Genomic DNA, 23375 nt, shown 5'->3' on the forward strand with positions numbered 1-23375 from the left:
GTAGCGGGGCGCCGTCTTCAGCGGGCTGCGCTGCCGGGGGTGATCAGGCCGGTTTCGTAGGCGAAAATGGCGGCCTGGGTGCGGTCGCGGAGCTGCAGTTTGCGCAGGACGCGACCAAAGTGTGTCTTGACCGTCTCTTCGGCTACAACCAGTTTCCGGGCGATTTCGGCGTTGGACAGGCCCTGGGCCACGTGCGTGAGGACTTCGGTCTCGCGGTCGGTGAGGGCGTCGATGCGCACCCCGGTCGGCCTCTTGGCGGCGGGGCTCACACGGGAGAACTCCGCGATGAGCCGTTTGGTGATCTCCGGGGCGAGAAGGGCTTCGCCTTGGGCCAGCACGCGTACGGCTTCCGCGAGCTGGACCCCGGAGGCGCTCTTGAGGAGGAACCCGGAAGCCCCGGCGCGTAGCGCCTCGTACACGTATTCGTCGAGGTTGAAGGTGGTCAGGATCAGGATCTTCGCGGGGGTACCGGCGTGGGAGGTGATCCGACGGGTGGCCTCGATGCCGTCCATGTCCGGCATCCGGATGTCCATCACGATCACGTCGGGTGTCAGTTCCCCGGCCTGCTCGACGGCTTGAGTGCCGTTCTCGGCGGTGGCGATGACTTCGATGTCGGGCTGGGCGCCAAGGAGGATGGTGAAGGCTTCCCGAACCATGGCCTGGTCGTCGGCGACGATGACGCGGATGGTCACTTGCGGGGCTCCTTGCCGGTGGCGGGCGAGATGGGGTCGGGCAGGGTGGCGGTGACCTCGTAGCCGCCGCCGGGGGTGGGGCCGGTGACGAGATCGCCGCCGAACATCGCTGCGCGCTCCCGCATGCCGGTGAGACCGTGCCCGGAACCCGGCGAAGGGCCGGCCGGGGGTTCGGCCTGAGCGTTGAGGACCCGCAGGTGCAGCGCGTCGCGCGCGTAGGTGAGTTCGATGTTTGTCTCAGCGCCGGGGGCATGGCGCAGAACGTTGCTGAGGGCTTCCTGAACGATGCGGTAGGCCGACAGCCCTACCCCCGGCGACAACGGGCGGACAGTGCCTTCGATCCGGACAGTGGCGTCCAGACCGGCGGCGCGCACGCTCGCGAGGAGAGCGTCGAGTTGCGCGAGGGAGGGTTGGGGGGTGGTGCTGTCGTCGCCGTCCGAACGGAGCAGGCCGAGCAGGTGACTCAGTTCCGCCAGCCCCTCCAGCGCGGTGGCACGGATCGAGGCCAGCTCGGTGACCAGCTCCGATGGCGGGTCCTGCACCCGGTAGGGCGCGGCGTCGGCCTTGATGGAGATCAGCGACATGTGGTGGGCGACGACGTCGTGCAGCTCGCGGGCGATCCGGGTGCGCTCTTCCAGGACCGTGCGCAGCGCCCGCTCCTGGGCGGTGGCGGCGATCTGCTCGGTGAGGCGTGCATGGTCCTGGCGGCGACCTCGGGCCACGCTGCCGACCAGGACGGCAAGCAGGAACAGTATGGCGGAGACGATGATCACGTTCCATGACTCCACGGCATGGCCGGACAGCTTCAGGATCACCGCCAGCAGGGCGCTGAGTAGCGCCGCTGTGATCGAGGAGAGCAACCGCACCCGCAGTGTGAGGAGGAAGAGCACGCCGGCGTGCACCATCCACGCATAGAGCTGACTGTTGAGGGCGGGCGGATACTCCAGCGTGGTGACCGTGAGCACCGCCATCGACAGCCACCAGGCGGGCGCCGGCCACCGCAGTGCGACCACCAGCATGGCCGCGTGCGCGAATGCCGGTACAGGAGTGGTCGTGTCCGTCGCGGTGGCTGCCAAGGCAGCTGCCAGGCACACCAGAGTGTGGGGCAGCCAGCGCAGCCAGCGGGGCCAGGCCAGCGGCGGCATAGGACGGGCTCGGACGGTGAAAAGGTCCGCACGCACCCGGCGAAGGCCACCAGCCACGTTGGCCGCAGCGGTGGGCATCGGGCGGCCCGCCGTAGGGGAGGTCTTCTGGGACACATGATCATTATCGGACATCGCGACGACTCTGTTGAGGTCCCCGAACTGCGGGCGCCGTATGGGCACTGTGCCTCAGCACTCCCTCCATGGCAGACAGCGGTGCCGGAGCAGGCAGGTACGGCCCCGCGGCGGCTGCCGGCGGAAAACACGCAATCGCGGTAGCCAAGCGGGCAGCACACCCCGGTGTGGCCGCGCAGATCGGTTTCCGACCGCCCATGAGACTTGCCTCCAGATGTTCATGCGGAATCGAAACTACGGAGGAACATCCTGGTCAGCATCCTGCTGGAGAGCCGTTTCCGATGTAGCTCTCCAGGGGGAGGAGGGTGACACAACGATGTCTTGAGTACCTGGCGCCGTCAGCCACGCTCAGCGACGACGAACTCAGCCAGCACCCCGACCCGGCGGCCGTCCTGCAGTCCTGGCTCCACTCCCCGCAGTCGATGAGACCCTCTCCCGCTCCGAGGTCTACCGCGCTGTCGTCAGGTTCGCCACCACACCCTGGAACACCTGCGCCAGATCCCAGCCGACGAGATCCTCTCCCGCCACGAACCCGGGGTTGCATTGAAGATCCTGCTGGACCACTGCGGCCACAGCACCGAGAGGTGGGCGGTGCTCGCCGCCGCCATGAACTTCGAGTACGACGAAGAGAAGATCACCTTTGGTGAGCTCCTCGACTCCCTGGACGGCGCGACCGCGGAAACGCAGACATCCTGATCTGGCTCCGCGAGTCACGCGGTCCGCTCCGACTGCGGGACGACCCTGGCGGTACGGGTGCGCTCGGCTCGGGCCCGGCGCAGGACGGCGGCCGCCGCCGCGCAGGGTCACGGACGGCCTGGCCGCCGGGTGTCCGGTGCCATCGAAGTTGGTCGGTTGCGGTGCCTTGACCTGCGGCGACCAAGTTCGATGACACAACGTCCCAGCGTCGCGCACTGGACCGACACTTCCTCGCCTTCGTCGGCATAGCCGCAGCCCTCATCGGCTACCGCCGACTGATCCGGTGAGCCAGTCGGCCGGGAGCAAAAGTCGGCCAACACCGGTGGTGTCAGTGGCAGCTCGTAAGGTGCGCCGGTATTCGACGAGGAGGTTCGATGGGCTTTTCCGGTCATCTGGTTTTTGCACGCAGCGAGCGCCCACTGCTGGAAGCACCTCTGTTCGGCAGCACCGATCCAGGGCTGAGGAACGACGTGCATGAGTGGCAGCCCCGACCGGGCGGCTGGCAGACCCTGCAATTGGAACAAGGCATCTGGGAGGACGAGTACCTGTTCACCTTGGTCGAAAGGACGGGAGCACCAGCTTGTGTCGCCGACGTCTCCGACAGCAGCGTCGCCCTCGTGAGCGGCCTGGACACCAACGGCCGACGCTGGCAGGCATGGCTCAACCTGGACAACGCTGCAGCCCTCCTCGTCGAGGAACCCGAGGACGTGGACGACGTGAGCTTGTGGGTAACCACCCCGGAGTTCGAAGAGGCCATCAGGCATAAGCGCGCAGAGCTCGATACGGAGGTGCAGGCCGACGCCGAAGGCGCTCTCGTGTGGGCTTCAGCGGCTGGTGTCCAGACTGCATCGCAGCAGTCTCGGATCGAGGAACTGCTGCGTGCACGGGAGACCTTCGTGGAGGAGCTGTTCGACGCGCTGCTGGATGAACTGGGCTTCCCTGAAGCCGCCCAGTCCTCACCGCAGCCATAAGAAACGACGTGTAGAGCGCCAGGTCAAACAGACTGCTCCCCGCGCCCGCGGGGATGTTCCGTCCCGCCATCGCGCGTCATTCACAGGCGGACTGTCTGGTTTTAGCGATGCCCGCAGGCGGCTCCCGCGCCCTGCCCCATCAGTTGGGGCTTTCGTCCAGTCGATCACGAGTCAGGCGTCTTGCCCACGGCCCGGATGCTCTCCCTGGCGGTGTGCCCCGCCTTCAGAGAATCGTCCAGGCGGGCTTGAGCGGAGGCTTTGATCTGATCCGAGGTGGGCTCCGCCGGCGCTGAAGGCGAGGCAGGCCACAGCAGGATCAGGCCGGCGACGACCGACGCCTTGGCTGCGGCGGCGGTCTCGCGGACCGACCGGCCTTCGGCATGGCGGGCGAGGCCCCTCTCGCCTGTCGGCGTCCACACGGGGCGGCGGCCGCCGATGCGGACGCGGCCCCGGCCGTAATTCGCTTGCCCTGGCCACGGGTCAACGCTGCATTGTGGCCGGACACCACGAGTCGTGGCGCCGGTATCCCGAGGAGGCAGCAGCTATGGAGATCCGTCCCACGACCGACAAGGATCTCGACGTCTTCGTCGACACAGTCCATGCCGCGTTCGGGCAGTTCCCGGAAACCCCGATCGACGGCGGCGGGCTCTGGTGGTCGGCGCTCGAAACGGACCGCTGCCTGCTCGCCCTGACGGCGGACGGGCGACCTGTCGGCACTGCCGCCGCGCACTCCTTCGAACTCACCCTGCCCGGTGAGACCTTCGTCCCGGCCTCCGGGGTGACCGCGGTCGGCGTCCTGCCCTCGCACCGGCGCCAGGGCGTGCTCAGCGCGATGATGCGGCATCAGCTCGCCGAGCTGCGGGCCCGCGGGGAGTTCCTCTCCGTGCTGCTGTCCTCCGAGGCGACGATCTACGGCAGGTTCGGCTACGGACCGGCGACCTACACGGCGCGGCTGACGGTGCCGCGCCACCGGGCCGCCCTCGCCGTCCCCCGGGCGCGCGCAGCGGCCGACGCACCGGCGGCCGGCTCGGACACCGGCTCGGTAGAGGTGCTGCGTCGGGCCGAGTGCGGCGAGATCCTGGAAGAGGTCTACGACCGGTATCGCCGCGCCCAGCCCGGCGCGCTGTCCCGCCCGCACCGCTGGTGGGCCTTGCGCGCGGGGCAGCCCCCGATCTCGCCGGCGCCGCGCTACATCGCCGTCCACCGGGACTCCGACGGCGTCCCGGACGGGTACGCCAGCTACTCGATCGAGTCAGGCGCCCTGACGGTCGACGAGACCATCGCCACCGACGACGCCGTCTTCACGGCCCTGGCCCGGTTCGTACTCGGGCACGACCTGGTCTCTGAGGTCGTGTTCAAGCACGTCCCGCCCGGACACCCGCTGCGCTGGCAGTTGGCGGACTTCCGCGCCGGCGAGGTGAGCGGCGACATGGACTGGCTCTGGGTGCGGCTGCTGGACGTCCCGCGTGCGCTGACCGCGCGCGGCTGGTTCACGGACGGCGAGCTCGTCCTCGACGTCGACGACCCGTTCCTCGGCGAACACGCCCGCTATCTGTTCACCGTCCGGGACGGCAAGGCCGACTGCGTCCCCACGGGCCGGAGCCCCGACCTGTCCCTGGACGTGCGCGACCTGGGCTCCGTCTACCTCGGCGGCACCGCCCCGAGCACGCTCGTGCGTGCCGGACACATCCAAGCCCACCGCCCAGGCGCAGCCGCCCTCGCCGACGCACTCTTCCGCGCCGACCGTCCCCCGCACTGCCTGCACTGGTTCTGACCGCGCCCGCAGACCCAGCACAACCCTCGTTCGCCGGCTACCCGTTCGGCCTGACCAACAGGCCGGAGACGAAGCAACGGAAGTACGCCGAGGGTCGCCTGCCTTGCACCGTGGATCAGGGACAGAACACCGGGACCGACCGCGAGCCCACGGGTCTCCCCCCCCCCAGAACCGGGGCATCACACCCTCGGGTTCGTGCGGAAGAGCCTTCCTGCTTCGCACGTGGCTGTTGCTGATCCCGGTGGCTTCGTTCGCCAGGAGCGCCCGGTCGATGCAGGCGCTCCGGAGGGCGTTACGCCCGGCGCCGGGCACGGTGTCTGTTCCGATCAAGGTCGTTCCAACCCGACGAAGTGGGTCGACGAAGTGGGTCGACGAAGTGGGTCGACGTCGAACTCGTTCGGCGTCATTTCCCTCCACCGTCTGTCACCCGGATCGCCACGGCGAGGGGCTGGGGCCGAATGCGCCCGAGCGCCCTCCCGCCATCGAGTGATCCGAGACTGGACAGCCCCGCCCGTCCACATCCACGCCGAAACCCACCGCCCGCTCCCCGGCCAGGCCGGCAACGGCACCAGCGGCAGTCCGTGGACATGCACGCACAAGCTGCTCTCACCGCAACCCCCGGCAGACTCCCCGGACCGGGAAGGACACCAGCCCGGAGCAAACGTGCCACTGCCCCGACAGCCTCAACGCCGTCGTCCGCAACCCATGGCTCGCAGCCCCGCCGCCCGCAGCGGCCGCCGTCGGCCCGGCCGCCCTCGCCCAGCGGGCCGCCGACACCATGACACTCGCCGGCCCCTACACCGCCGGCCCGACAGCGGCAGGCAAGCACCTGACCGGGACGCCGATGCGGATGCGGGTCGACCAGAGCCCGACCGCCTACGGGCCCAACACGGCGCGCGCCTCGGCAGGCAGCCTGACCGTCACAGCGACCGCGAACGTCACGGGGACAACCTCACAACCGGTGGGTCGCCGACTGCCCGTGCGGCTGTTCCCCCCATGCGGCTGTTCCCCGCACCAGCACGGACAAAGCGCCGCCGGCCTCTGTTCCCCGTACCCGCGGGTGTGGTGCTGCCCAGAAGCCCGAGCGGCTCCTGGACCGGGGACATTCGACCGGGACACAGTGCCCGACGACGGGTATCGACGGGACGACCGCTGCGCCCCTCGCCCGCCCAGGCGGCAGGATCCGCCCGCCGCCGCCCGGAGACGGCCCGGGTCGAGGCGGATCCGGGGCTGAGGCGGGTCTGCTCCCCGCTCGAGCGGGGACAGTCCCCCGTCTGACCGGACGCCGAGCAGACGCGGGGAACCACGGTGTCACTGCTCCCGCGAGCGTCCGCGCAGCTTCCGGAGGATCTCTTCGCGAAGCCGACTGCGATCCGAGTCTCTCCGGAAGCGAATGCCCCTCTGGGCCCTCACTGCTTCAGCCAGCCTCCTGGCCTGCTCCGCGTCGAGCGCCTCGACCATGTGCGACGCGAGCCGCATCGCGTGGTACTGCTCGAATGGGCTGCGCGGGTGCGCGATGACGGCAAGGACAGCTTCGAAGTCACGCAGTTCAGGGCTGGCCTGCATCATCGCCAAGGCGGTGATGCGCTCTTCGTCCGTTCCGTGCCGCAGCCAGCGCGAGACCTCGGCCGGCTCGAAGGAACGTTCGTGTGCCAGGCGGCGCGCACGGGCGACCACCCCTTCCAAGGCCCGGGTACGTGGGGCGCCGGAGCCCATCGAGCCGCGCACTGCGCTGTAGTCGGCGGCGATGGGTCCCGCAGCGTCCAGCAGGGTCCTCGCCTGTGCACGCAGCTCGCGAGCCGTGACGACGTCGCCCTGGCGCTCGGACTCCTCCGCCAATGCGAACCTCTCCGCTGCGGCCGCCCGCATCCTGAGCGTCGCCCCTCCGAACTCAAGGCTCTCGACGCCACTGCCGAGCAGCGCGAGGAGAAGCAGGACGCCCCCGAACACGATCAGCGCCGCCGCGCCGGTGCCGTTCTGCGTCGCGAAGACCGCAAAGGCCCCTAGACCAAATGAGCCGGCGCCCAAGACAGCTGTGAGCGTACGCAGGGCGGGCGTGAACCAGACGATCGCGTCTGTCGTCTTCACCGGCCTCCCCGCCTCCCTTCGGACGAACGCGAAAATACCGGCAGACAGCCCCAAAGCAGGTGAACGGAAGCTCCGTGTCGACGTCGTCCAGAGACAGCACACCGGCCTCCCGGGCATGGCCCGGCCTGCGCGCAGCGAAAAGCTTGAAGAGCTGACGGCAGATTGCCCGCTTGAGCCAGCGTTGCGCGTCGCGAGGGGTCTTCGGTGCGGGGGTGATACGGGATCTTGAACCGGTCTGGGGAGAGAGCGACGGCTGGGGTGTTGCCGTAGCAGTGCGCGCCCCAGCCTGTGTGCAGGGTCAGGTACAGACCGTGCCGGGCGGCCCGCACATCGGCCGGCCCGAGCTCGCGCAGCGGGACGTGTACGGGTACGGGTACGGGTACGGCTATCAGACTTAGGCCACCATGCGGTCTCCTGCCCACCAGGCATCCTTGTGGCCCATCTCCAGCTTGCCGTCAGCCCGTCCACACAGCGCACCCGGGCAAAGCCCTGCCCTGGATGCGCTGACCGGCCCGCGTCCCGGGCCCACCCCCGGTACTGACCGGCACACGCCCGGGCCGGCCTGGATCGGTGCGGGTGCCGTACCGGGAAAATCAAGATCACCTGGGCGGCCACTGCGACACAATCACCGGATGATCGGCAACCGGATCACCCATCGCACCGCGGACGGCGTCCGCATACCCGGAACCTGGCGACACGCGTTCATCCGCAACGGCAGCTACTTTCTGACCGACCTCTTCGTCTATGCCGACGGACTCATCGACTGCTGGGGCCTGGTCACCATCGAGGAGTTCGAGGGAAAGCTCCGGTCCGGGTGGGTTGCTACGACCCTGCCGGACGGTGCCGAGGCATCCGCGCATGACCTGGCGTACTGGAAGTTCAGCGAGCCCCGGAGTTGGCTCACCCCTGAACTGCTGGTCGCCGAAGTCCGCGACACCATCGACCAGCTCAACGGGCGCCCCGACTCGACAGGTCGCTGCCTGGCCGCCGTCGACACCTTCCTCGCCGATCGGACAGAGGAGAACCGGGCCGCAGCCCGCTTGGCGTTCCTGGCCATCCCGGCGTCCCAGCGCCGATACGCGCTGGGCGACATGGACAGCAAGGACTGGCCGCTGCGGGTACTGGTGGCAGGTCCCGGAGGCCAGACCTACCTGCCCGTCGACCCGCCGGTCACACAAGAGGCCTACGACAGGGCCCTCGCGTACTTCGAAGAGCGGGCCCACTGGAGGGCGGAGCGGCAAGCCCACGTCTCAGCGGACGGGCCGGCAACTCCGCACGCTCCCGCGGTCCACCTCTACCACTCCTATCCGAACAAGCCGGTGCCCGACCCCGGTCAACTCGGCCTGCGCAATGACTACCCCGCCCCGATCACCGTAGGAAAGGTCGACTACCCCTCGGTCGCCCACGCCTACTGGGCCCTGTCGGTCGCTCAGCCAGAGGTCGGCGTCGCGGTCGCGACGGCGGACACCGCTGCCGCAGCACGCAAGATCGCGACCGGGGCACCGCGCCGCGAGGGCTGGGAGCAGGCCCGCACCGCCGTTATGACCAGCCTGCTGCGCGCCAAATACGATCAGCATCCCGAGCTGGCCGAGATCCTGCTGGCGACGGACGACGCCACGGTGATCTACGACGACGTGGACTCGGCCTTCTGGGGTGACAACGCCGGCCGAGGCCGCAACTGGACCGGGCGTCTCCTCGAACTTGTCCGCTCGGAACTGCATATGCGACGAACCATGGTTTCCGGGCTGTAGGCGGAAGGTGTGTGTTCGCCGGCTGTCGACGCCGTGGACGCTGTGCCCGTCGACGACCGAGGCCGACGTCGTGCGCGAGTGGCTGACATGGGCATCGGTCGGGATGGAGGGGTTGGTCTTACGTGCACAGGCTGATCGTTCTCCGCCGGGGTGGGGCAACCGGGAATCCCTCAACGTCACGCTGGCGGAACCGGAGCCGGTGATGGAAGTCAGCGTCGGCGTCGCCCGCGACGCCTCCGGCCGATGGCGCTACCCCGCACGCCGGCACCGCACCCGCCCCGACCTCTCCCCCGCCGACGCGCAACCGGCTGAGCAACGACGGCGCAGTTCAACTCCGGGAAACCGGCACACCGCCCTCCAGGTGGCGGGACGCTACCCAGCGGGCCCGAACCGGACAGGGCTTCAGAACGGGGATCGTCGTGCCCCAGGGGCCGTCCGACAGCTCGGGCGGCCGGGGGGTGCACCGCTGGAGGACGGCCAGGGCGTCCTCGATGCGACCGACGTCGATGAGGTAGCCGGCCAGGTCATGGCGGTTCGCGGAGGCGGGCTGTTCGAAAACGGCGACGGCCTCCTCGGTGCGTCCGGCGCCGGCGAGCAGCTCGACGACGTGCGACGCCGCGTACGAGGAGGCACCCTCGGGACGGGAGCGGGCCGTCGCAATCGCTTCGTCGACGCGGTCGCGGGCTGCGATCAGCGGCAGCCGTATCCCGTGCTGCGGACCAAGGCAACCAAGGGTGCCGACAGCGCGGCCGCTGCCCTCGCCATGGTCGTCAAACTCGTCGAGTCCGCCCAGGCCCGCCGGCGGGCCGTGAACGCACCTCACCTCATCGCCCTCGTCCGAGCTGGAGCCCGCTTCGAACGAGGACGTCTCGTCGAACGCCCCTGTGAAGGTGCGGCCTAGTCCGCGGGACTGATCGGTACGGCCGAACTGCCGCGCCCACCTGTCTGGGCACCTGTCTGGGCGACGAGAGATCGGAAAGCGTCCAGGTCGCCGACAACCTCTTCGACGCGGTTCCGCTGCCGGTACATGCTGTAGTAGCGGGCCCCGATGGCATCAGGGTCGGCCTCGCCGCCGCCGGGGACGACCCCGGAAGCGATCGTCACCGTACCTGCGTAGATTCCCTGCGACTTGAGTTCAGCGTGCAGGGTGTGCGCCCAGTTGCGCAGGCCGGCCATGGCCATGCCCACGTTGGCCAGAAAGGGTGCCGGGACCGTCGAGGAGACGCCGGTGGTCAGCAGCAGCGTGCCGTCACCTCGGGCCAGCATCTCCGGCAGCACCTGGCCCACGGCCGTCACCGCGCCCAGCACATGCAGCTCGAACTGCGCGGTGGCGGAGTCGGCCGTGGTCTGTGCGGCATGGGTGATCGGCCCGGTGGGGCTGGGACTGTACTCGAGCACGTCGATCGGTCCCAGCATGTCCCTCGCCGCAGTGAGGGCGGTGGTGAGCGCGTCACGCTCGCGGATATCGGCAGGAAATGCGGCAGCGGTGACGCCCAGCCCGGTCAGCTCACTGACCAGGGCGTCCAGCTTCCCCTTGGTACGGGCGATCAACCCGACCTGGAACCCCTGGAGGCCGAACGCCCGAGCCACCCCCATCCCCAGCCCCGGGCCGGCCCCGACAACAACGAGCGTCTTCACCACGAAGAATCCTCTCCGATCACCGCGATCGGACCGGTGCTGCCTCGACCCGGCACCGGTCACTTACTGTTTGTGAGTGGCCCCATGATTTGTTACTGAGAAGGCCGCAGCAAGACGGCACATTCATGTCAGTGACACACACGGAGGTAACCGTTGGCGCCTCGCACGAACCCCTCCTCAGCCCCACAGCACCGCGACTCCACGCAGCCTCCGACAGCAGGCCTCGACCGCGAGCCGGACGAGGAAGCGTGCCGACAGGTGCTCCAGATCCTCGGGCTGATCGGCAGCAAGTGGAGCATTTTGATCATTGGCCAACTCCGCGACGGCACCCTGCGCTTCGGCGAACTGCATCGCAGCGTCAACGGCATCTCCCAGCGCATGCTCACCCTGACACTGCGGCAACTCGAACGCGACGGCCTGTTGACCCGGACCGTCCACCCCAGCGTTCCCCCACGCGTGGACTACACGCTCAGCGAACTCGGCGCGACACTACTGGACTCCGTCGTCGCTCTCGGAGAATGGGCCACCACACACCGCCACGAGATCAACGACAACCGAAACCGCTACGACGCCACACACCCGACGCAAGCACCGTCCTGAAGCCCCTGCTCAATCCACAGAATCTGACAATTCTTCCGATACCGGCACGGCCCGACGCTGAGGAAGGACCATGACACCCCACCAGACGGGAGGTCCTGTACGCGTCGGCCATCACTACGCGCACAACCAGGCTCGTTGCCATCGGCACAGACAAGCCGCCGGCCGGCGGCGACATCCGCATCGCGGCCATGGAACTGCACGGCCGCTACGTCTGCAGCAACCCAACTGGCCGCCGCCATCACGACCTTCGCCATCGCCGGGAGGAGGCCCCTCAATGACAGGTGAGAACACGTCACGCAGCCTATATACGGCATGGAACGACCTACTGCAGGAATTCCACCCACCGCACCCCAAGTCGGACCCCTACACTCCAGCGCTGTGGACCCTGCTGCAGGTCGCACATCTGCATCCGCTCCTGCGCACGCTGTATCCCGAGCTGTCGACGACCATGCTCACCTTCTCCCGGACGGATGACTTCCGTATGCGCGAGGGCGAGCGTTTCCCCTTCATCGGCGCGGCCGCCGGGGAATTCGGCGCATGCGCCTGCCCTGTCAGTGAGAACAACATCCCCCTCCGAGCACGCAAGCTGAACGGGGCCGAGGATCGGCTTTCCGGGCCGATCGGGAAGTGGATCTATCCTGACCGCCTGGGGAGGGGGTGGCATGGAACGGGATGTTCAGCTGGTGCGGGACTTGGTGGTGGCTGAGCCCGGCTTCGAAGGCGCGTTTGACGCACACGTCTTCAACGAGGACGGTGTCCTGCCTCACGTGTTCTTCTGGGATGTCGTTCAGGAGACCGTCGCGTCGTTCCTTGGCGGAGACAAGACGGACTGGAGACTCACGCTGCGGTTTCTCGAGGAGCAGTTTCGACTTGATGTCCCGGAAGTGGCCCAGGTGGTTACCACCTCGTTCCTCTTCAATCTGCCATGGCCGGATCAGCCCGGACACAGTCTTGTTGACCACCTTGGTCCCACCATGAGTGCACGGTTCGCTGCGATCCGGCCTTCCGGCTAAGCCTGGCGTTTATGCATCGTTGCTGTTTGTGATGGCTGCTGCGGGGTTCGGTTTGCCCTGTTTCCCGACTGGGTGCTGGCATGCGCGGTGCTTGTTCCCGATGCCGGCTGGACGGCCGGGGCCTGCGGTGCTCGTTTTCGGTGCGCCGGCCGACTGAGGGGTTTTCCCGTAGAGGCGGCGAAATCCTCGACGGACGCGTGCGGGTGTGAGGCGCCCTTGGCGTGCGGGACGTCTGAAGGTGTGTTCGAGATCGAATCTGCGCAGGATTGCCTGCCAGAGCCGGTCCACATCCCCGGCAGTGGCGCCGGTGGACGACCACCACAGCCGGACCGACCTGGGCCTGCGGTCGGGGTGCAGGCGGTCCCAGCCGCGGCGGGGGCGAGGGCGGGGGCGGGAAGTACAGGACGCGGTCCGGACGCATCCGGCCCAGCAGCTCGACGGGCAGGTCCGCGAGCAGGAAAGCCAGGCGGGTCACGTCACAGCCGGCATCGACGACGACCAGGACGGGCGGGTGGCCAGTCTGCCACCGGCCTGCCGCATACAGCCGCTGGAACACGTCCCGGACCTGGACGGCGGTGACCATGATCTCGTCGTCCCACGGACACTGCCGGACCGCGTCCAGCATGGCCGTCCACGACGTCCGGCCCGGCTCCAGAGCAGCGACGGAGGAGCAGGGCCACCCGGGGACCGTCCAGGCCGAGCCACAGCCGCCCCTGCGCCGTCCGGGGAAGCGGCAGTCCCGCCGGTACCCTGCGCAGCCGTTCCACGTCCAGATGTCCGCGGTTCAGCCCGCCGTACAACGCGTCGCGCCACTCGGTCAGACCCAGGCATGGAACTCCGTCCGGAAGCATGACAGTTCGGCGAACGCATCCCGCGGGACATCCCGCTGCAGCAGACTCATCGCTACGGCCTTCGTACTGCTCAAGTGCCTCTCTGACGGAGCACAGGATCAGGCGAAGGCCACTCTTGCGCCATTGCGCCAGGCACTCACACGAATGCGTCAGCAAGTTCGAGGCCATGTTCGACCACGGACGATAAACGCCAAGCCTGGGCACTTTCGGTGCTACTCCAGCCGATGTGACCGTGACCAGCAGCTTCACCCCTGCGCTACCCACAGAACCCCCCGAATTACGCGGAATGCGGGCCGGCACCCCTGCCACTACGCTGGTAACTGGTCTGACACGTAAGGCTCAGGGGCGGTGAGATGCGTGCACCAGTGAGCCTGCACCGGCGCGTCGCCAACTGTGCGGCCTGATCGAGCGAGGATGGCCATGGCCGATGTTGATCCGCTGGACCCGGTCACCGCCGACGGCTCGCCCGCGAACGCCTTCGCCACGCACAAGGCGAGAGCGGACGGCATCGCCAGGTTCTTCGCGCTGACCCGACGCCTCAAGGACATCAAGGCCGAGCAGGCCGGCGAGGACAACACGACGACCCTCATCGCGCACTGCCACATGCTCGCGCTGGATCCGGGTTTCACGCCGCCCGGCGAGGAGCCCAGCGCCACGGCCATGCCCGCCGCGCTGCGCCGGCTCAACCGGGGAAACGGCTTGGTCGGCACCAAGGGTGCCAGCACCGAGCGCGACTACGACATGGCCGTCAAAGGTCTGATGGTGCTGCTCTACCGCTATTCGGCGCAGCTGGGACCGGACCTGGTCAAGTTCATCATGGACGATCTGCTGCCGGACTATCTGGTCGGCGGGCACCCGCCCGAGATCGAGGTCGTGGAGTTCTCGTTCCTCAACATCGACGGGTCGGAGACCGAGAACCACCTGCTCATGATCGAGAGCAGCCGGTACCTCATCAACCAGCTCCGGTTCGACGAGACCCCGGACCCGAAGTTCGACAACCGCGGGCTGAAGACCTACCTGCTCGACTCGATGCAGCGGTTCCTGCGCCACGACTTCCTCGAGTTCAACTCGCGGCCGTACCAGCGTCTGGCACTACACCCCATGCTCAACCTGCATGAGTTCGCGCGTGATCCGGTGGTGCGGGACGCTGCGCGGATGGTCCTCGACTACGTGATGATGAAGTTCGCTCTGTCGAGCAATCGCGGCCGGCGGGTCACGCCGTTCCGGCGGCAGCAGCACCGGATCAACCACCAGGCCAACCTTCGCAACAATCTCTATTCGGACCAGGCCGACCAGGTCGCCGGCTTCTTCCTCGCCTGTACCGGGCTGCTCGACGCGGCAGGCAAGCCGACCCGCTTCCCGGACACCCAGTCCTTCACCGGCCTGCTGGGTGCCCTGGCCGCGTACCGGCCGCCGCCCGCCGTCTACACGCTGGCGCTGAGGCAGGACAACCCGCCGTCGCTGCACCGCTTCTACCACGGCAACCGACCCCGGTTGACGGCCTCGCCAGATGACGCGGAGGGCGGTTTGGAGATCTACCACCACTCGCCGTCGTTCCTGATCTCGGCGGGCGGGTCCTTCCTGAACAGCGGCTACGGCCACGACGAGGTCGACCTGTTCAAACAGGCATGGGAGCAGACCTCCCGCGCGCAGGCGACGACCGTCATACCCACTCGGGCGGAGACCGAGTTCCACGACCTACTGCGCTTCGAGGCCTATCCGGATCCGCGCATCGACCCGTACAACGACGACCCTGAGGATCCGGACGCCTTTCACGCGCAGAGTGTGAACTACGGCGTCGTGCCCGGCTTCGCCGCCGGGGCGAACATGCGTCCGGCCGAACGGAAGACCGTCGAGGAGCAGTCGACGTCGGCGACGCCGGCGCTGGCACTGCACCGCGACCAGCTCTGCATCGCCTGGAAGGGATCCGGCAACGACAACCTGAGCATCGGCAAGGTCCAGGCCACGACGGTCATGGGCATCGACGGTGTCGAGGGCATCGAGCAGGCATGGGTGCTCGCCGAGACCAGCGACACGTCGCCGGCCATCGCCTCGAACGGCGGACGCCTCTATCTCGCCTGGAAGGGATCCGGCAACGACAGCCTCAACATCGCGTTCTGCGACGACTGGTGGCCGGCCGATGTCGCGTCCAGGCAGTTCCCGCTTCCGCCCACCTGGAAGGGCAAGACCACGCTGAACGAGAAGAGCGAGTACGCACCGGCGCTCGCGTCTCATGACGGCAGGCTCTATCTGGCGTGGGTCGGCCTCGACGAACACCTGAACGTGGCCAGGGTGACCTTGATCGGCAACACTGCCGGCGCGTTCACCATGGCGCTTGAAAACAAGGTCACGCTGGGTGAGACGAGCGAGGCGGCGCCGGCGCTGGCGTCACACGGCGGGCGGCTCTTCCTGGCTTGGAAGGGCTCGGGGAACGACGCCGTCAGCCTCGCGTTCTCCGCCGACGGCGTCAGCTTCGCCACGAAGACGTTCAACGAGACCAGCAGCCACGGACCCTCCCTTGCCGCACATGGCGGACGCCTGTTCTTCTCCTGGAAGGGATCGGGCAACGAGAACCTCAACATCGCGCGGGTCGTCCTGATCGGCAACACGGCCGGCGGCTTCGGCGTCGAAGGCCTCGAATCGAAGGTCGTCCTCAGCGACATCAGCGAGCAGCCACCGACGATCGGCTCGGGGAACGGGCTGCTGTGCGTGGCGTGGAAGGGCGAAGCCGACGACAACATCGACCTCGCGATCTCGCGGGACGGCAGGTTCGGTCCCGTCGGCCCGTGGATCTTCGCCGACCGCTCCCCGCTCGGCTTCTACCTGGCCGCCTATCGGGCGGCCCCGGCCCACCCCGACCAGCTGATCGAGCCCTTGGACAGTCTCGGCTTCGCGTACCTCATGGAGATTGGCGCAGCGGCCGGTCTTGGTTTCGAGCAGTTCAAGGAGCGGGTGAAGGCAGGCAACGCCCATCTGCCGGCGCAGCTCGAGTACGGCGGCCGCTACGTGTTCAGCGCTCCGGACGGCCGCAAGATCGCCATGTGGCTGGAGCTCACCCAGATGAAGTACACCCCCCGCGTCGTCGACCTCGCCGAGCCGATCGAGGACTTCACTACGCTGCCGCTCGTGTCGGGTCGGTTCATGCGCGCGCCCGGCGGCCACGACGGCTTGATCGAGATATGGCACCCTGGCTGCGAGCAGACGGCTGTCACCCTCGACTTCCGCACCGCCGCAAGCCCGAGCCGCAAAGAGAACAGGACCGGCTGCCCGGGCCCCTGGCTGGACCGCGTGTCCGCCATGTTCGCCATGTCACGGCAGTTCGATGCGCTCGGCCGCGCACACGATGCGAACGTGGCCCGCGCTGACGCCGCAGCGCTCTACGACGAGATGCTGCGGATCGACACCGATCGGTTCGGGCCGCCACTCGCCCCTGCCGTCATCGAGGCGCTCGCGGCGATGGGCGTCGATTTCAGCGTTCCCGAGCAGGACCTCAGGGGCTGGCTGGCCAACCCCGAGTTCACGCCCTACCCGGCCATCGCGCAGGCGTTGCTCGGCCTCGGTCGGAAGTTGAAGGCGCCGGTGTTCATCGACGTGATCTCGTTCAACTACGAAAACAGGCCCGGTGTGGCTTCCCCGCGCGTGGTGGGTGATGTGCGCGGCGACCTACTGCGGGTGGCGATCGTCGAAGGATGGAACGTTCGCTACGGGGCAAGCATCCCGATCACCGGTTTCGAGCAGTTGCTGGTTCCGTGATCCGACCCTCGACGACCACCGCGACGGTGTTCGGATCGACCTTCGGGAAGGCGCTGAGCGCGAATGAATGGGTCTGCCAGGAACCGTGGTAACGGAAACCTGGTCGCCGGCGCCCGAGGTTCCTGAAACCCTGAGCGCTATGAACACGGACCTCATCGACCAGGCCCGACGCCTCATGCGTGATCGTTTCCCTGATGCGCTTGCCGCGGTCCTCGGCGGATCCGCGGCCGAGGGGCGAGCCACTGCCGGCAGTGACCTGGACATTGCAGTGCTCATCGGGGATGGCGGTGAGACCTGCCGGGAGACGATCCGGTTTGAGGGACGTGTCGTGGAGCTGTTCGTCCATACCCGTGCCGGTCTCGCGGATCTCTTCGCCGCGGACGTCGCTGCACGTCGTGCGGTCCTTCAGAGCGTGTATGCCAGGGGTCTCGTCCTGGTTGATGACGCTGCGGAGGCCGGCAGCGCCCGTGCCCTGGCTGAGGCGGACCTCCGCAATGGTCCTCCGACGCTGGCACCGGAGATGGTCGAGACGAAGAGGTATGGGCTGACGAATGCTCTGGACGATCTCGCCGATGCCGACGATCGGATCGAGCGTCTGGCGGTGGCCGGGTTCGTTCTCAGTGCTGCGGCAGATCTGCTCTGCGACTACCACCAGGCATGGATCGGCAGCGGGAAATGGCTGCCGCGGCGCCTTCTTGAGGCGGACGGGGAGCGTGGGGCCGCCCTGCTCGAAGGACACCTGCGGCTGTGCACGTCGGGAGACCCGATCCCCATGATCGACGCTGCATCACAGATCCTCGCCCTTGTCGGCGGGCCGCTTCGCGAGGGATATCGCAGGACTTGGCGCGGTGCCATCGAATCGGTCACTGCGGCATCCGGGCATTGACAGAACCTCATCACCGTATGTGTTCAACGGGTACGTAGTGCTTCCAGAGGGCTCCGGCGTCGGGGCGCGATGCGGGTGGTGCTCTTGTCGTAGTAGCCAGTACCTGGGCGGCTGACGGCCTGTGAGGTCACCGGGTGTGGTGACCGGGGGGCGTACCGGGGGCGTACTTCTTCCAGGTGCCCCCTGGCCGGTTCGGGCGTCCGTCACGCATGTAGCCGAGTAGTAGCCCGACAAAGGGCTCGGGAAGCGGTGTGGGCGGGTCGCCGAGGAGGAGCGCGACCTGGTCATCGTCGTGCTGGACATCGTGGACGGTGAGCCGGAGCCCTCATGGGCGCCGACCCGGCCGATCCCGGTGGTTCCCAGCGCCTGTGACTGCTTTCCTGGCAGGCTCCCCGCAGCAGCGGAAAAGAGGGCATGCAAGCCCCTCTTGCCTCCCAGCATGCCCCCTTCACTATTCCAGCCGCATCTGAGGCTGAGGTCCGCGTCTCGCGCGGTCCGCTGAGCGGGGGCGCGGGGCAGGCGTGGGCCCGCGGGCGGCTCGGGATCCCGGCCGGAACGTCGTGGGCCGGAACGTCGTGGGCCAGCCCACGCAGTCGGTCGTGCAGCTCCGGTTGGGCAGCCGCCGAGCGCCGGAATGGTGCGGTGTGGCGCTGTGGTGGTGCGAGTTCCGGTGGCGGCTGGAGTACGGCTCGGTGGTGGTTACCTCTGACCGCATTGGTTCGCCGGGTCGTTCAGGCCGCGGCAGCGAGGGGTGTCCTCCCCAGCGGATGTTTTTCGCGCTGCGGATGCGGGCGCGTTCTTTGCGCTCGGCGGCCAGGACGTCACGGTGGTGGGCGTTGGCGTTGGCGTTGCGCCAGCGGAGGTAGGCGTGCAAGGCCCGGATCTGCACGGCCTGGTTGGGGTAGCTGGAGTTGGCGATGGTGAACTGCCTCAGTGGCCCGAAGCGCGCCTCGATCGGGTTGGCCGACGAGGCGTAGGTCGGGGTGAACACAGCTCGACCTTGTGTTTCTTCGCCCAGCGCCGGATGACGGTGCCCTTGTGGGCGGACAGGTTGTCCATGATCACGTAGATCGGGGGTGAACTGGTCGCTGAGACGTTGAGCTGTGGTCTGGAGGACCTCGCACTGCAGGGCGAGGGGTGGCCGGCCGCTCTCGTGACTGCTGACTGGGCGGACCGGTATGGCCGGCCGGTGCGCTACGACCGGCTTCCCCGCGGCGGCGACGCACTGATCGCCTGAGTACTGCGGGGGGGGGTGAGGACGGGCTGCACATCCTGCACGCCGTCCATCACGACGATGCCCCGCCTGGCCTGCGGGAGTTGAGGTCGGTGCAGGTCCTGCGGCGGGTCTGGGTCCAGCAGTACTGGCACGACGAAGCGTGCCGACTCCGCCGGCGGGCAGCGAAGTCGACCCGCGACCGGGCCGGCCGGAGGGCGACCGGGCAGAGGGCGACCGGGCAGAGGGCGACCGGGCAGAGGGCGACCGGGCAGAGGAACACAGGCAAAGCCTCAGCAGACGGCCGGCCGGATCCTGCTTCGGCACGGGTGCCGTGGTCCACGGTGGGGATCGTCACCCCGCACGATCTCGAGGCACGCTACAACCAGAGGGTCACCGCGGCCGGGCAGCGCGACTGGATCGGCATCGCGATCACCAGACCGAGACCTGTGACGAAACGAGCCCCACCGTCACCGTTCAGGTGGTCACCCGCCCGGCGCCGCAGCAGGACATCGATGCCCTCGACGACATCCACCGACAGCTGACCCGCCAGGGCTTTCGGCCCCTCGAGCACGTCGTCGACGGCGGCTATGTCACCCCGGATTGCATCCACCAAGCGGCACTCACATGGGACATCCCGCTGCTCGGCCCAGTCCAAGACGACTCACAGGCACCCGGCGGCCGGGCCTCACGAAAGAGGACTTCCAGATCGACTGGGACAACCGCACCCTCGCCTGCCCGAACGGCATCACCAGCCCACCCTGGGGCCGACCTTGGGCGACGGGCACCCCCGGCTGTCCGTCCTCTTCCCCCCGCAAGGCATGCCGGGAATGCGACGACCGCGTGAAGTGCACCGGCAACGTCGATGGCAAAGGGCGCCACATCCTCCTGCTGCCCGAGCCCCAGCAGAAGATCCATTCGCAGGTCAGGAAAGACCAGAAGACCGGCAACTGGCAGCGGCACTATGCCATCCGCGCAGGCTGCGAGGCCAATGCCTCAGAAACGGTCCAGACTCATGGCCTGCGCCACTGCCGCTACCGCGGCCTGACAAAGACACACGTTCAGCACGTGCTCACAGCTGCAGCATCCGGAATGTGAGCCAGACCCGGAGAATGGACATCGCCTGTGTGCTCTGGCGATGGCTGCGGTGATCGCTTCCTGGCGATGGACGAGGGCGATCCTGGCCCCACCGGTCGGATATTCGCTTCCATCCGAGGCGGGCGTCCCGGTAGCGTCGGCGCTGTGAGGTGATCTGCGGGGCTGCCCCCGACCAGCGACGAGTGCCCGTGACCCACCGCCTTCCGTGGCTGTGGGCATTTCCGCTTGGAGAGCACCATGACGCGCGACCTCACTCCGCCCGCCGTTCCGGCAGTATCCCCAGACCCGAGCACGGCGGCACAGGCCGACCTCGACTCCTTCGTGGATCTGGCGGCCACCGACCCGACGGTGGTGGGCCTGGTCCTGAGCGGGTCCCAGGCCCGGGTGGGCATGCCGACCATCCACTCCGACTACGACATCTACGTAGTCACCCAAGACTGCCCGCCGACGGCCCTGGACCATCTGCGCGCGCTGCGGTCCGGTCGTCTCGACCTGACCGTCATGCCGCTGGCGGACTTCCATGCCCACGCGCTTCCGGGAAACCCGCAGGACTGGGATCGGTATGCATTCGTGCACTGCCGAGTGCTGTTCGACCGGCTCGATGGCCTGGTCGCCGACTTGGTCCGTGAGAAGGCCAGCTTGCGTTCGGACGAGGCGTGGGAGATGGCCGACCGCTGTCTGGATGCATACCTCAACGCCTACTACCGGTCGATGAAGAGCCATCGCGACGCACGCCCCGAGGCCGCCCACCTCGACGCGGCCGAGGGCCTGCCATACCTCGTCACGCTGCTGTTCGCTCTGCACGAGCGAGTACGCCCCTATAACAAGTACCTGCGGTGGGAACTGGAGAGGCACCCGCTGGGCCAGCCCCAGTGGGCCGCCGACCGGCTGATGCCACGGATCCAGCGCATCGCCTCCGACGGCGACCCGCACACCCAGAAGACACTGTTCGCCGACCTGATGCAGGCCGCCCGACAGGGCGGCCACACATCAATGGTCGACTCTTGGGAGAGCCACCTGGAACAGCTCGGTAGCTGAGGGAAAGCACCAGGCTCGCGGACCAGGGCCTCCAGGTAGTGGTCCAGTTCCAGGCGGGACTGGCCGCCCTTGACGATCAGACGCTCGTGCCGGGCGACTTCCTTGCGTCCGTCATGGACGACGACTTCGGAGGCGTACAGGATCACCCGAACGGCGCGGTCGATCAGCCTCACCGGCACCGACTAGTGGGACTCCAGCCGTAGATCGTTATGTCCCTGGTCTTGGGGCTGTCTGCCACTGGCGGAAACTCAGGTGGCCTCAGCACACGATCTGGGTAGAGTCGGGCAATGCCCGAGCTGAAGCCGCTGCATGCCGACCACGCCCCGGCGGTCCTGGCCTTCGAGCTGGCGAACCGCACCTACTTCGCCGCCTCGATCTCCGACCGCGGCAACGACTTCTTCGACCAGTTCACCGACCGGTACAACGCCTCGCTGGCCGAGCAGGAGGCCGGCATCTGCGCCTTCTACGTACTGGTCGCCGAGGACGGCTCGGTACTCGGCAGGTTCAACCTGTACGACTTGGAGGACGGTACTGCCAGGCTCGGCTACCGGGTCGCGGAGCGGGTCGCCGGCCGCGGCGTGGCGACCGCGACCGTCCGGGAGCTGTGCCGGATGGCGACAGCGATGCACGGCCTGCTCACACTGCGGGCGGCCACCTCCCACGACAACGCCGCGTCCCGGAAAGTCTTGGCCAAGGCCGGGTTCGTCTCGGTTGGCCCTGCCACCCCGGCCGATCTCGGCGGCAAGTCAGGCACTTGGTACCAGCGCGACCTCCAGCCATAGACCTTGATCTTGCTCGTGGGTCGGCTGCGGGAAAGGGGCACTCCGCTCCACGTCATCACGACTGCGGCGAACGTCAACGACATCACGCAGACTCTCGCCCTCGTCGACGGCATCCCGCCGGTGGCCGGGCGTCCGGGCCGTCCCCGTCGACGCCCCGAGTCCATCCTGGGCGACAAGGCGTACGACTCCCGGGTAGTCCGCCGTGAACTGCGCACACGCCGGATCATGCCGGTCATCTCCCGCAAGGGCGCCCCGAACATCAAGGGCCTGGGCAAACTCCGCTACGTCGTCGAGCAGGCCTTCGCCCTCCTCCACCAGTTCAAACGCCTCGCCATCCGATGGGAACGACGCCTCGAACTCCACGACGCCTTCGTCTCCCTGGCATGCAGCCTCATCTGCTGGCGACGCCTCAAGAAGGCCCACCCATGACCCTTTTACGAGCTCCAAGAGCCCGAAGACCGAGGCGGCCCAGGTCAGCTTTTTCCCCCGGGTCGGCTCAGCCCCCATGAGGGCTGTGCCGAGTCACTTCCTGCCGAGCCGCCGGCTGCCCCAAGGTCTCTGCAGATCCATTGGCGACGGAGCCGTTCCCGCCTATCGCGGCCCCGACGGTTCAGCCGGTCGATTCGGCACAGCCTTGGCATTCTTGGCGGCGGCTGCCGCGACGGTTGCCAGGTCTTCGCCCGAGAAGCCGGCGCGGCTCAGCACCGCCAGGGATTTGTTCGTCGCCAGCGTGCACAACGCCAGCTCTGCCGCCTCCTGCTCACCGGCCCCCGCCGCCAGCAACGCCTGCTCCAGCCTCGCCCGCAGACCGTCGATCATGGCGCGGACCATCGCCCGGCCCTCCGCGTCAAGCGCCGGGAACTGCGTTGCCGACACCGTGAGCAGGCAGCCGTCCGGGACCGTCGGGTCGGCGATGCGGTTCAGGGCGACCTGCAGGTAGGCGGCCACAACGGCGCTCGGGCTCGGGTGGGGACCGGACAGTGCCTGCTCGTACAGCGGGTGGTAGGTCTGCGCGTACCGTTGGAGGCTTTTACGGAAGAGGGCGCTCTTGTCGCCGAAAGTGCCGTAGAGCGAGCCCCGGCCCAGGCCCGTGCCCTCGGTCAGGCGATCGATCGAGGCCTCCGAATAACCCCAGCGCCAGAAGACGTGCATCGCACGTCGTAGCGCCTCGTCCACGTCGAATTGCTTGCGGCCTGCCATGGTCCGTCAGCCTACACATCTTGTACCGATCGTTCAAAGATGGGTATGGTCGCC

19 protein-coding genes and 3 pseudogenes are annotated in these 23375 nt (G+C 68.1%); 14 read left to right on the top strand and 8 right to left on the bottom strand.

The window, feature by feature from the left end; all coding sequences use genetic code 11:
- Positions 1–17: 17 nt before the first annotated feature.
- The gene (locus ABZ725_RS42820; RefSeq protein ID WP_358807781.1) at positions 18–692 is read right to left on the bottom strand and encodes a response regulator transcription factor; all 675 of its coding nucleotides are present in this window, start codon (positions 690–692) and stop codon (positions 18–20) included.
- The gene (locus tag ABZ725_RS42825) at positions 689–1951 is read right to left on the bottom strand and encodes a sensor histidine kinase (RefSeq protein ID WP_358807782.1); all 1263 of its coding nucleotides are present in this window, start codon (positions 1949–1951) and stop codon (positions 689–691) included. Before ABZ725_RS42825 ends, ABZ725_RS42820 begins: the two co-directional genes overlap by 4 nt.
- A gap of 561 nt (positions 1952–2512) precedes the next feature.
- On the opposite strand from ABZ725_RS42825, the gene ABZ725_RS42830 reads away from it, so the two are divergent.
- The 3 genes from ABZ725_RS42830 (at position 2513) to ABZ725_RS42840 (ending at position 5410) form a co-directional block, all read left to right on the top strand.
- Complete coding sequence (locus ABZ725_RS42830) at positions 2513–2665, top strand: hypothetical protein (protein ID WP_358807783.1); 153 nt, start codon at positions 2513–2515, stop codon at positions 2663–2665.
- A gap of 374 nt (positions 2666–3039) precedes the next feature.
- Positions 3040–3636: a hypothetical protein gene (locus tag ABZ725_RS42835; protein WP_358807784.1), complete on the top strand. Its 597-nt coding sequence runs from the start codon at positions 3040–3042 to the stop codon at positions 3634–3636.
- Between the two features lie 544 nt (positions 3637–4180).
- Positions 4181–5410: a GNAT family N-acetyltransferase gene (locus tag ABZ725_RS42840; protein ID WP_358807785.1), complete on the top strand. Its 1230-nt coding sequence runs from the start codon at positions 4181–4183 to the stop codon at positions 5408–5410.
- Between the two features lie 1311 nt (positions 5411–6721).
- Here ABZ725_RS42840 and ABZ725_RS42845 read toward each other — a convergent pair.
- On the bottom strand, positions 6722–7498 hold the full coding sequence (locus ABZ725_RS42845) for a hypothetical protein (protein WP_358807786.1): 777 nt from the start codon (positions 7496–7498) through the stop codon (positions 6722–6724).
- 632 nt (positions 7499–8130) lie between these two features.
- On the opposite strand from ABZ725_RS42845, the gene ABZ725_RS42850 reads away from it, so the two are divergent.
- Together ABZ725_RS42850 and ABZ725_RS42855 are read left to right on the top strand one after the other, a co-directional pair.
- Positions 8131–9249, top strand: a complete 1119-nt coding sequence (locus tag ABZ725_RS42850; protein ID WP_358807787.1) for an NADAR family protein — start codon at positions 8131–8133, stop codon at positions 9247–9249.
- A 712-nt stretch (positions 9250–9961) separates the two neighbouring features.
- Positions 9962–10150: pseudogene (locus ABZ725_RS42855) on the top strand (IS256 family transposase); the annotation flags it as partial.
- On the opposite strand, the gene ABZ725_RS42860 reads toward ABZ725_RS42855, so the two are convergent.
- Positions 10147–10950, bottom strand: coding sequence for an SDR family NAD(P)-dependent oxidoreductase (locus ABZ725_RS42860; protein WP_358807788.1), 804 nt, complete (start codon positions 10948–10950; stop codon positions 10147–10149). The pseudogene ABZ725_RS42855 and the gene ABZ725_RS42860 sit on opposite strands and share 4 nt — an antisense overlap.
- 90 nt (positions 10951–11040) lie before the next feature.
- Here ABZ725_RS42860 and ABZ725_RS42865 point away from each other — a divergent pair, with 90 nt between their 5' ends.
- The 3 genes from ABZ725_RS42865 to ABZ725_RS42875 all read left to right on the top strand — a co-directional run bounded on the left by ABZ725_RS42865 (position 11041) and on the right by ABZ725_RS42875 (position 12500).
- Positions 11041–11487: a helix-turn-helix domain-containing protein gene (locus ABZ725_RS42865; RefSeq protein WP_358807789.1), complete on the top strand. Its 447-nt coding sequence runs from the start codon at positions 11041–11043 to the stop codon at positions 11485–11487.
- Positions 11488–11761: 274 nt separating this feature from the next.
- The gene (locus tag ABZ725_RS42870; protein ID WP_358807790.1) at positions 11762–12193 is read left to right on the top strand and encodes a DUF6193 family natural product biosynthesis protein; all 432 of its coding nucleotides are present in this window, start codon (positions 11762–11764) and stop codon (positions 12191–12193) included.
- A complete protein-coding gene (locus ABZ725_RS42875; RefSeq protein WP_358807791.1) occupies positions 12150–12500 on the top strand; it encodes a hypothetical protein in 351 nt (116 codons plus the stop codon). The genes ABZ725_RS42870 and ABZ725_RS42875 overlap by 44 nt, the downstream gene beginning before the upstream one ends.
- Before the next feature lie 9 nt (positions 12501–12509).
- On the opposite strand, the pseudogene ABZ725_RS42880 reads toward ABZ725_RS42875, so the two are convergent.
- Positions 12510–13401 (bottom strand): annotated as a pseudogene (locus ABZ725_RS42880) (transposase).
- Positions 13402–13954: 553 nt separating this feature from the next.
- On the opposite strand from ABZ725_RS42880, the gene ABZ725_RS42885 reads away from it, so the two are divergent.
- Together ABZ725_RS42885 and ABZ725_RS42890 are read left to right on the top strand one after the other, a co-directional pair.
- Positions 13955–17104 (top strand): hypothetical protein, encoded by a 3150-nt coding sequence (locus ABZ725_RS42885; RefSeq protein ID WP_358807792.1) that lies wholly within the window; start codon positions 13955–13957, stop codon positions 17102–17104.
- A 139-nt stretch (positions 17105–17243) separates the two neighbouring features.
- Positions 17244–17990 (top strand): nucleotidyltransferase domain-containing protein, encoded by a 747-nt coding sequence (locus tag ABZ725_RS42890; protein WP_358807793.1) that lies wholly within the window; start codon positions 17244–17246, stop codon positions 17988–17990.
- Positions 17991–18738: 748 nt separating this feature from the next.
- Here ABZ725_RS42890 and ABZ725_RS42895 read toward each other — a convergent pair.
- A pseudogene (locus ABZ725_RS42895) lies at positions 18739–19064 on the bottom strand (transposase); the annotation flags it as partial.
- 518 nt (positions 19065–19582) lie between these two features.
- Positions 19583–19861: a hypothetical protein gene (locus ABZ725_RS42900; RefSeq protein WP_358807907.1), complete on the bottom strand. Its 279-nt coding sequence runs from the start codon at positions 19859–19861 to the stop codon at positions 19583–19585.
- Between ABZ725_RS42900 and ABZ725_RS42905 the strand changes: the two genes are divergently transcribed.
- From ABZ725_RS42905 to ABZ725_RS42920, 4 genes are all read left to right on the top strand, one after another.
- Positions 19831–20301, top strand: coding sequence for a transposase (locus ABZ725_RS42905; RefSeq protein WP_358807794.1), 471 nt, complete (start codon positions 19831–19833; stop codon positions 20299–20301). The genes ABZ725_RS42900 and ABZ725_RS42905 overlap by 31 nt on opposite strands.
- Before the next feature lie 237 nt (positions 20302–20538).
- Positions 20539–21339, top strand: a complete 801-nt coding sequence (locus tag ABZ725_RS42910) for a hypothetical protein (RefSeq protein WP_358807795.1) — start codon at positions 20539–20541, stop codon at positions 21337–21339.
- A gap of 287 nt (positions 21340–21626) precedes the next feature.
- The gene (locus ABZ725_RS42915) at positions 21627–22121 is read left to right on the top strand and encodes a GNAT family N-acetyltransferase (protein ID WP_358807796.1); all 495 of its coding nucleotides are present in this window, start codon (positions 21627–21629) and stop codon (positions 22119–22121) included.
- 3 nt (positions 22122–22124) lie between these two features.
- Positions 22125–22550, top strand: coding sequence for a transposase (locus ABZ725_RS42920; protein WP_358807797.1), 426 nt, complete (start codon positions 22125–22127; stop codon positions 22548–22550).
- A gap of 162 nt (positions 22551–22712) precedes the next feature.
- Here the strand turns inward: ABZ725_RS42920 and ABZ725_RS42925 are convergent, their stop codons facing one another.
- Positions 22713–23321, bottom strand: coding sequence for a TetR/AcrR family transcriptional regulator (locus ABZ725_RS42925; protein WP_358807798.1), 609 nt, complete (start codon positions 23319–23321; stop codon positions 22713–22715).
- Between the last annotated feature and the right edge of the window lie 54 nt (positions 23322–23375).

The organism is Streptomyces sp. NPDC006872 (assembly GCF_040635845.1).
In the GTDB taxonomy this organism is placed as follows: Bacteria; Actinomycetota; Actinomycetes; order Streptomycetales; family Streptomycetaceae; genus Streptomyces.

Excerpts from the sequence above, each read along its gene's own strand:
- ABZ725_RS42910 (WP_358807795.1), top strand. The coding sequence starts at position 20,539 with ATGACGCGCGACCTCACTCCGCCCGCCGTTCCGGCAGTATCCCCAGAC.
- ABZ725_RS42850 (WP_358807787.1), top strand. The coding sequence starts at position 8,131 with ATGATCGGCAACCGGATCACCCATCGCACCGCGGACGGCGTCCGCATA.
- ABZ725_RS42890 (WP_358807793.1), top strand. The coding sequence starts at position 17,244 with ATGAACACGGACCTCATCGACCAGGCCCGACGCCTCATGCGTGATCGT.
- ABZ725_RS42905 (WP_358807794.1), top strand. The coding sequence starts at position 19,831 with ATGGGACATCCCGCTGCTCGGCCCAGTCCAAGACGACTCACAGGCACC.
- ABZ725_RS42875 (WP_358807791.1), top strand. The coding sequence starts at position 12,150 with ATGGAACGGGATGTTCAGCTGGTGCGGGACTTGGTGGTGGCTGAGCCC.
- ABZ725_RS42835 (WP_358807784.1), top strand. The coding sequence starts at position 3,040 with ATGGGCTTTTCCGGTCATCTGGTTTTTGCACGCAGCGAGCGCCCACTG.
- ABZ725_RS42915 (WP_358807796.1), top strand. The coding sequence starts at position 21,627 with ATGCCCGAGCTGAAGCCGCTGCATGCCGACCACGCCCCGGCGGTCCTG.
- ABZ725_RS42870 (WP_358807790.1), top strand. The coding sequence starts at position 11,762 with ATGACAGGTGAGAACACGTCACGCAGCCTATATACGGCATGGAACGAC.
- ABZ725_RS42925 (WP_358807798.1), bottom strand. The coding sequence starts at position 23,321 with ATGGCAGGCCGCAAGCAATTCGACGTGGACGAGGCGCTACGACGTGCG.
- ABZ725_RS42840 (WP_358807785.1), top strand. The coding sequence starts at position 4,181 with ATGGAGATCCGTCCCACGACCGACAAGGATCTCGACGTCTTCGTCGAC.
- ABZ725_RS42885 (WP_358807792.1), top strand. The coding sequence starts at position 13,955 with ATGCTCGCGCTGGATCCGGGTTTCACGCCGCCCGGCGAGGAGCCCAGC.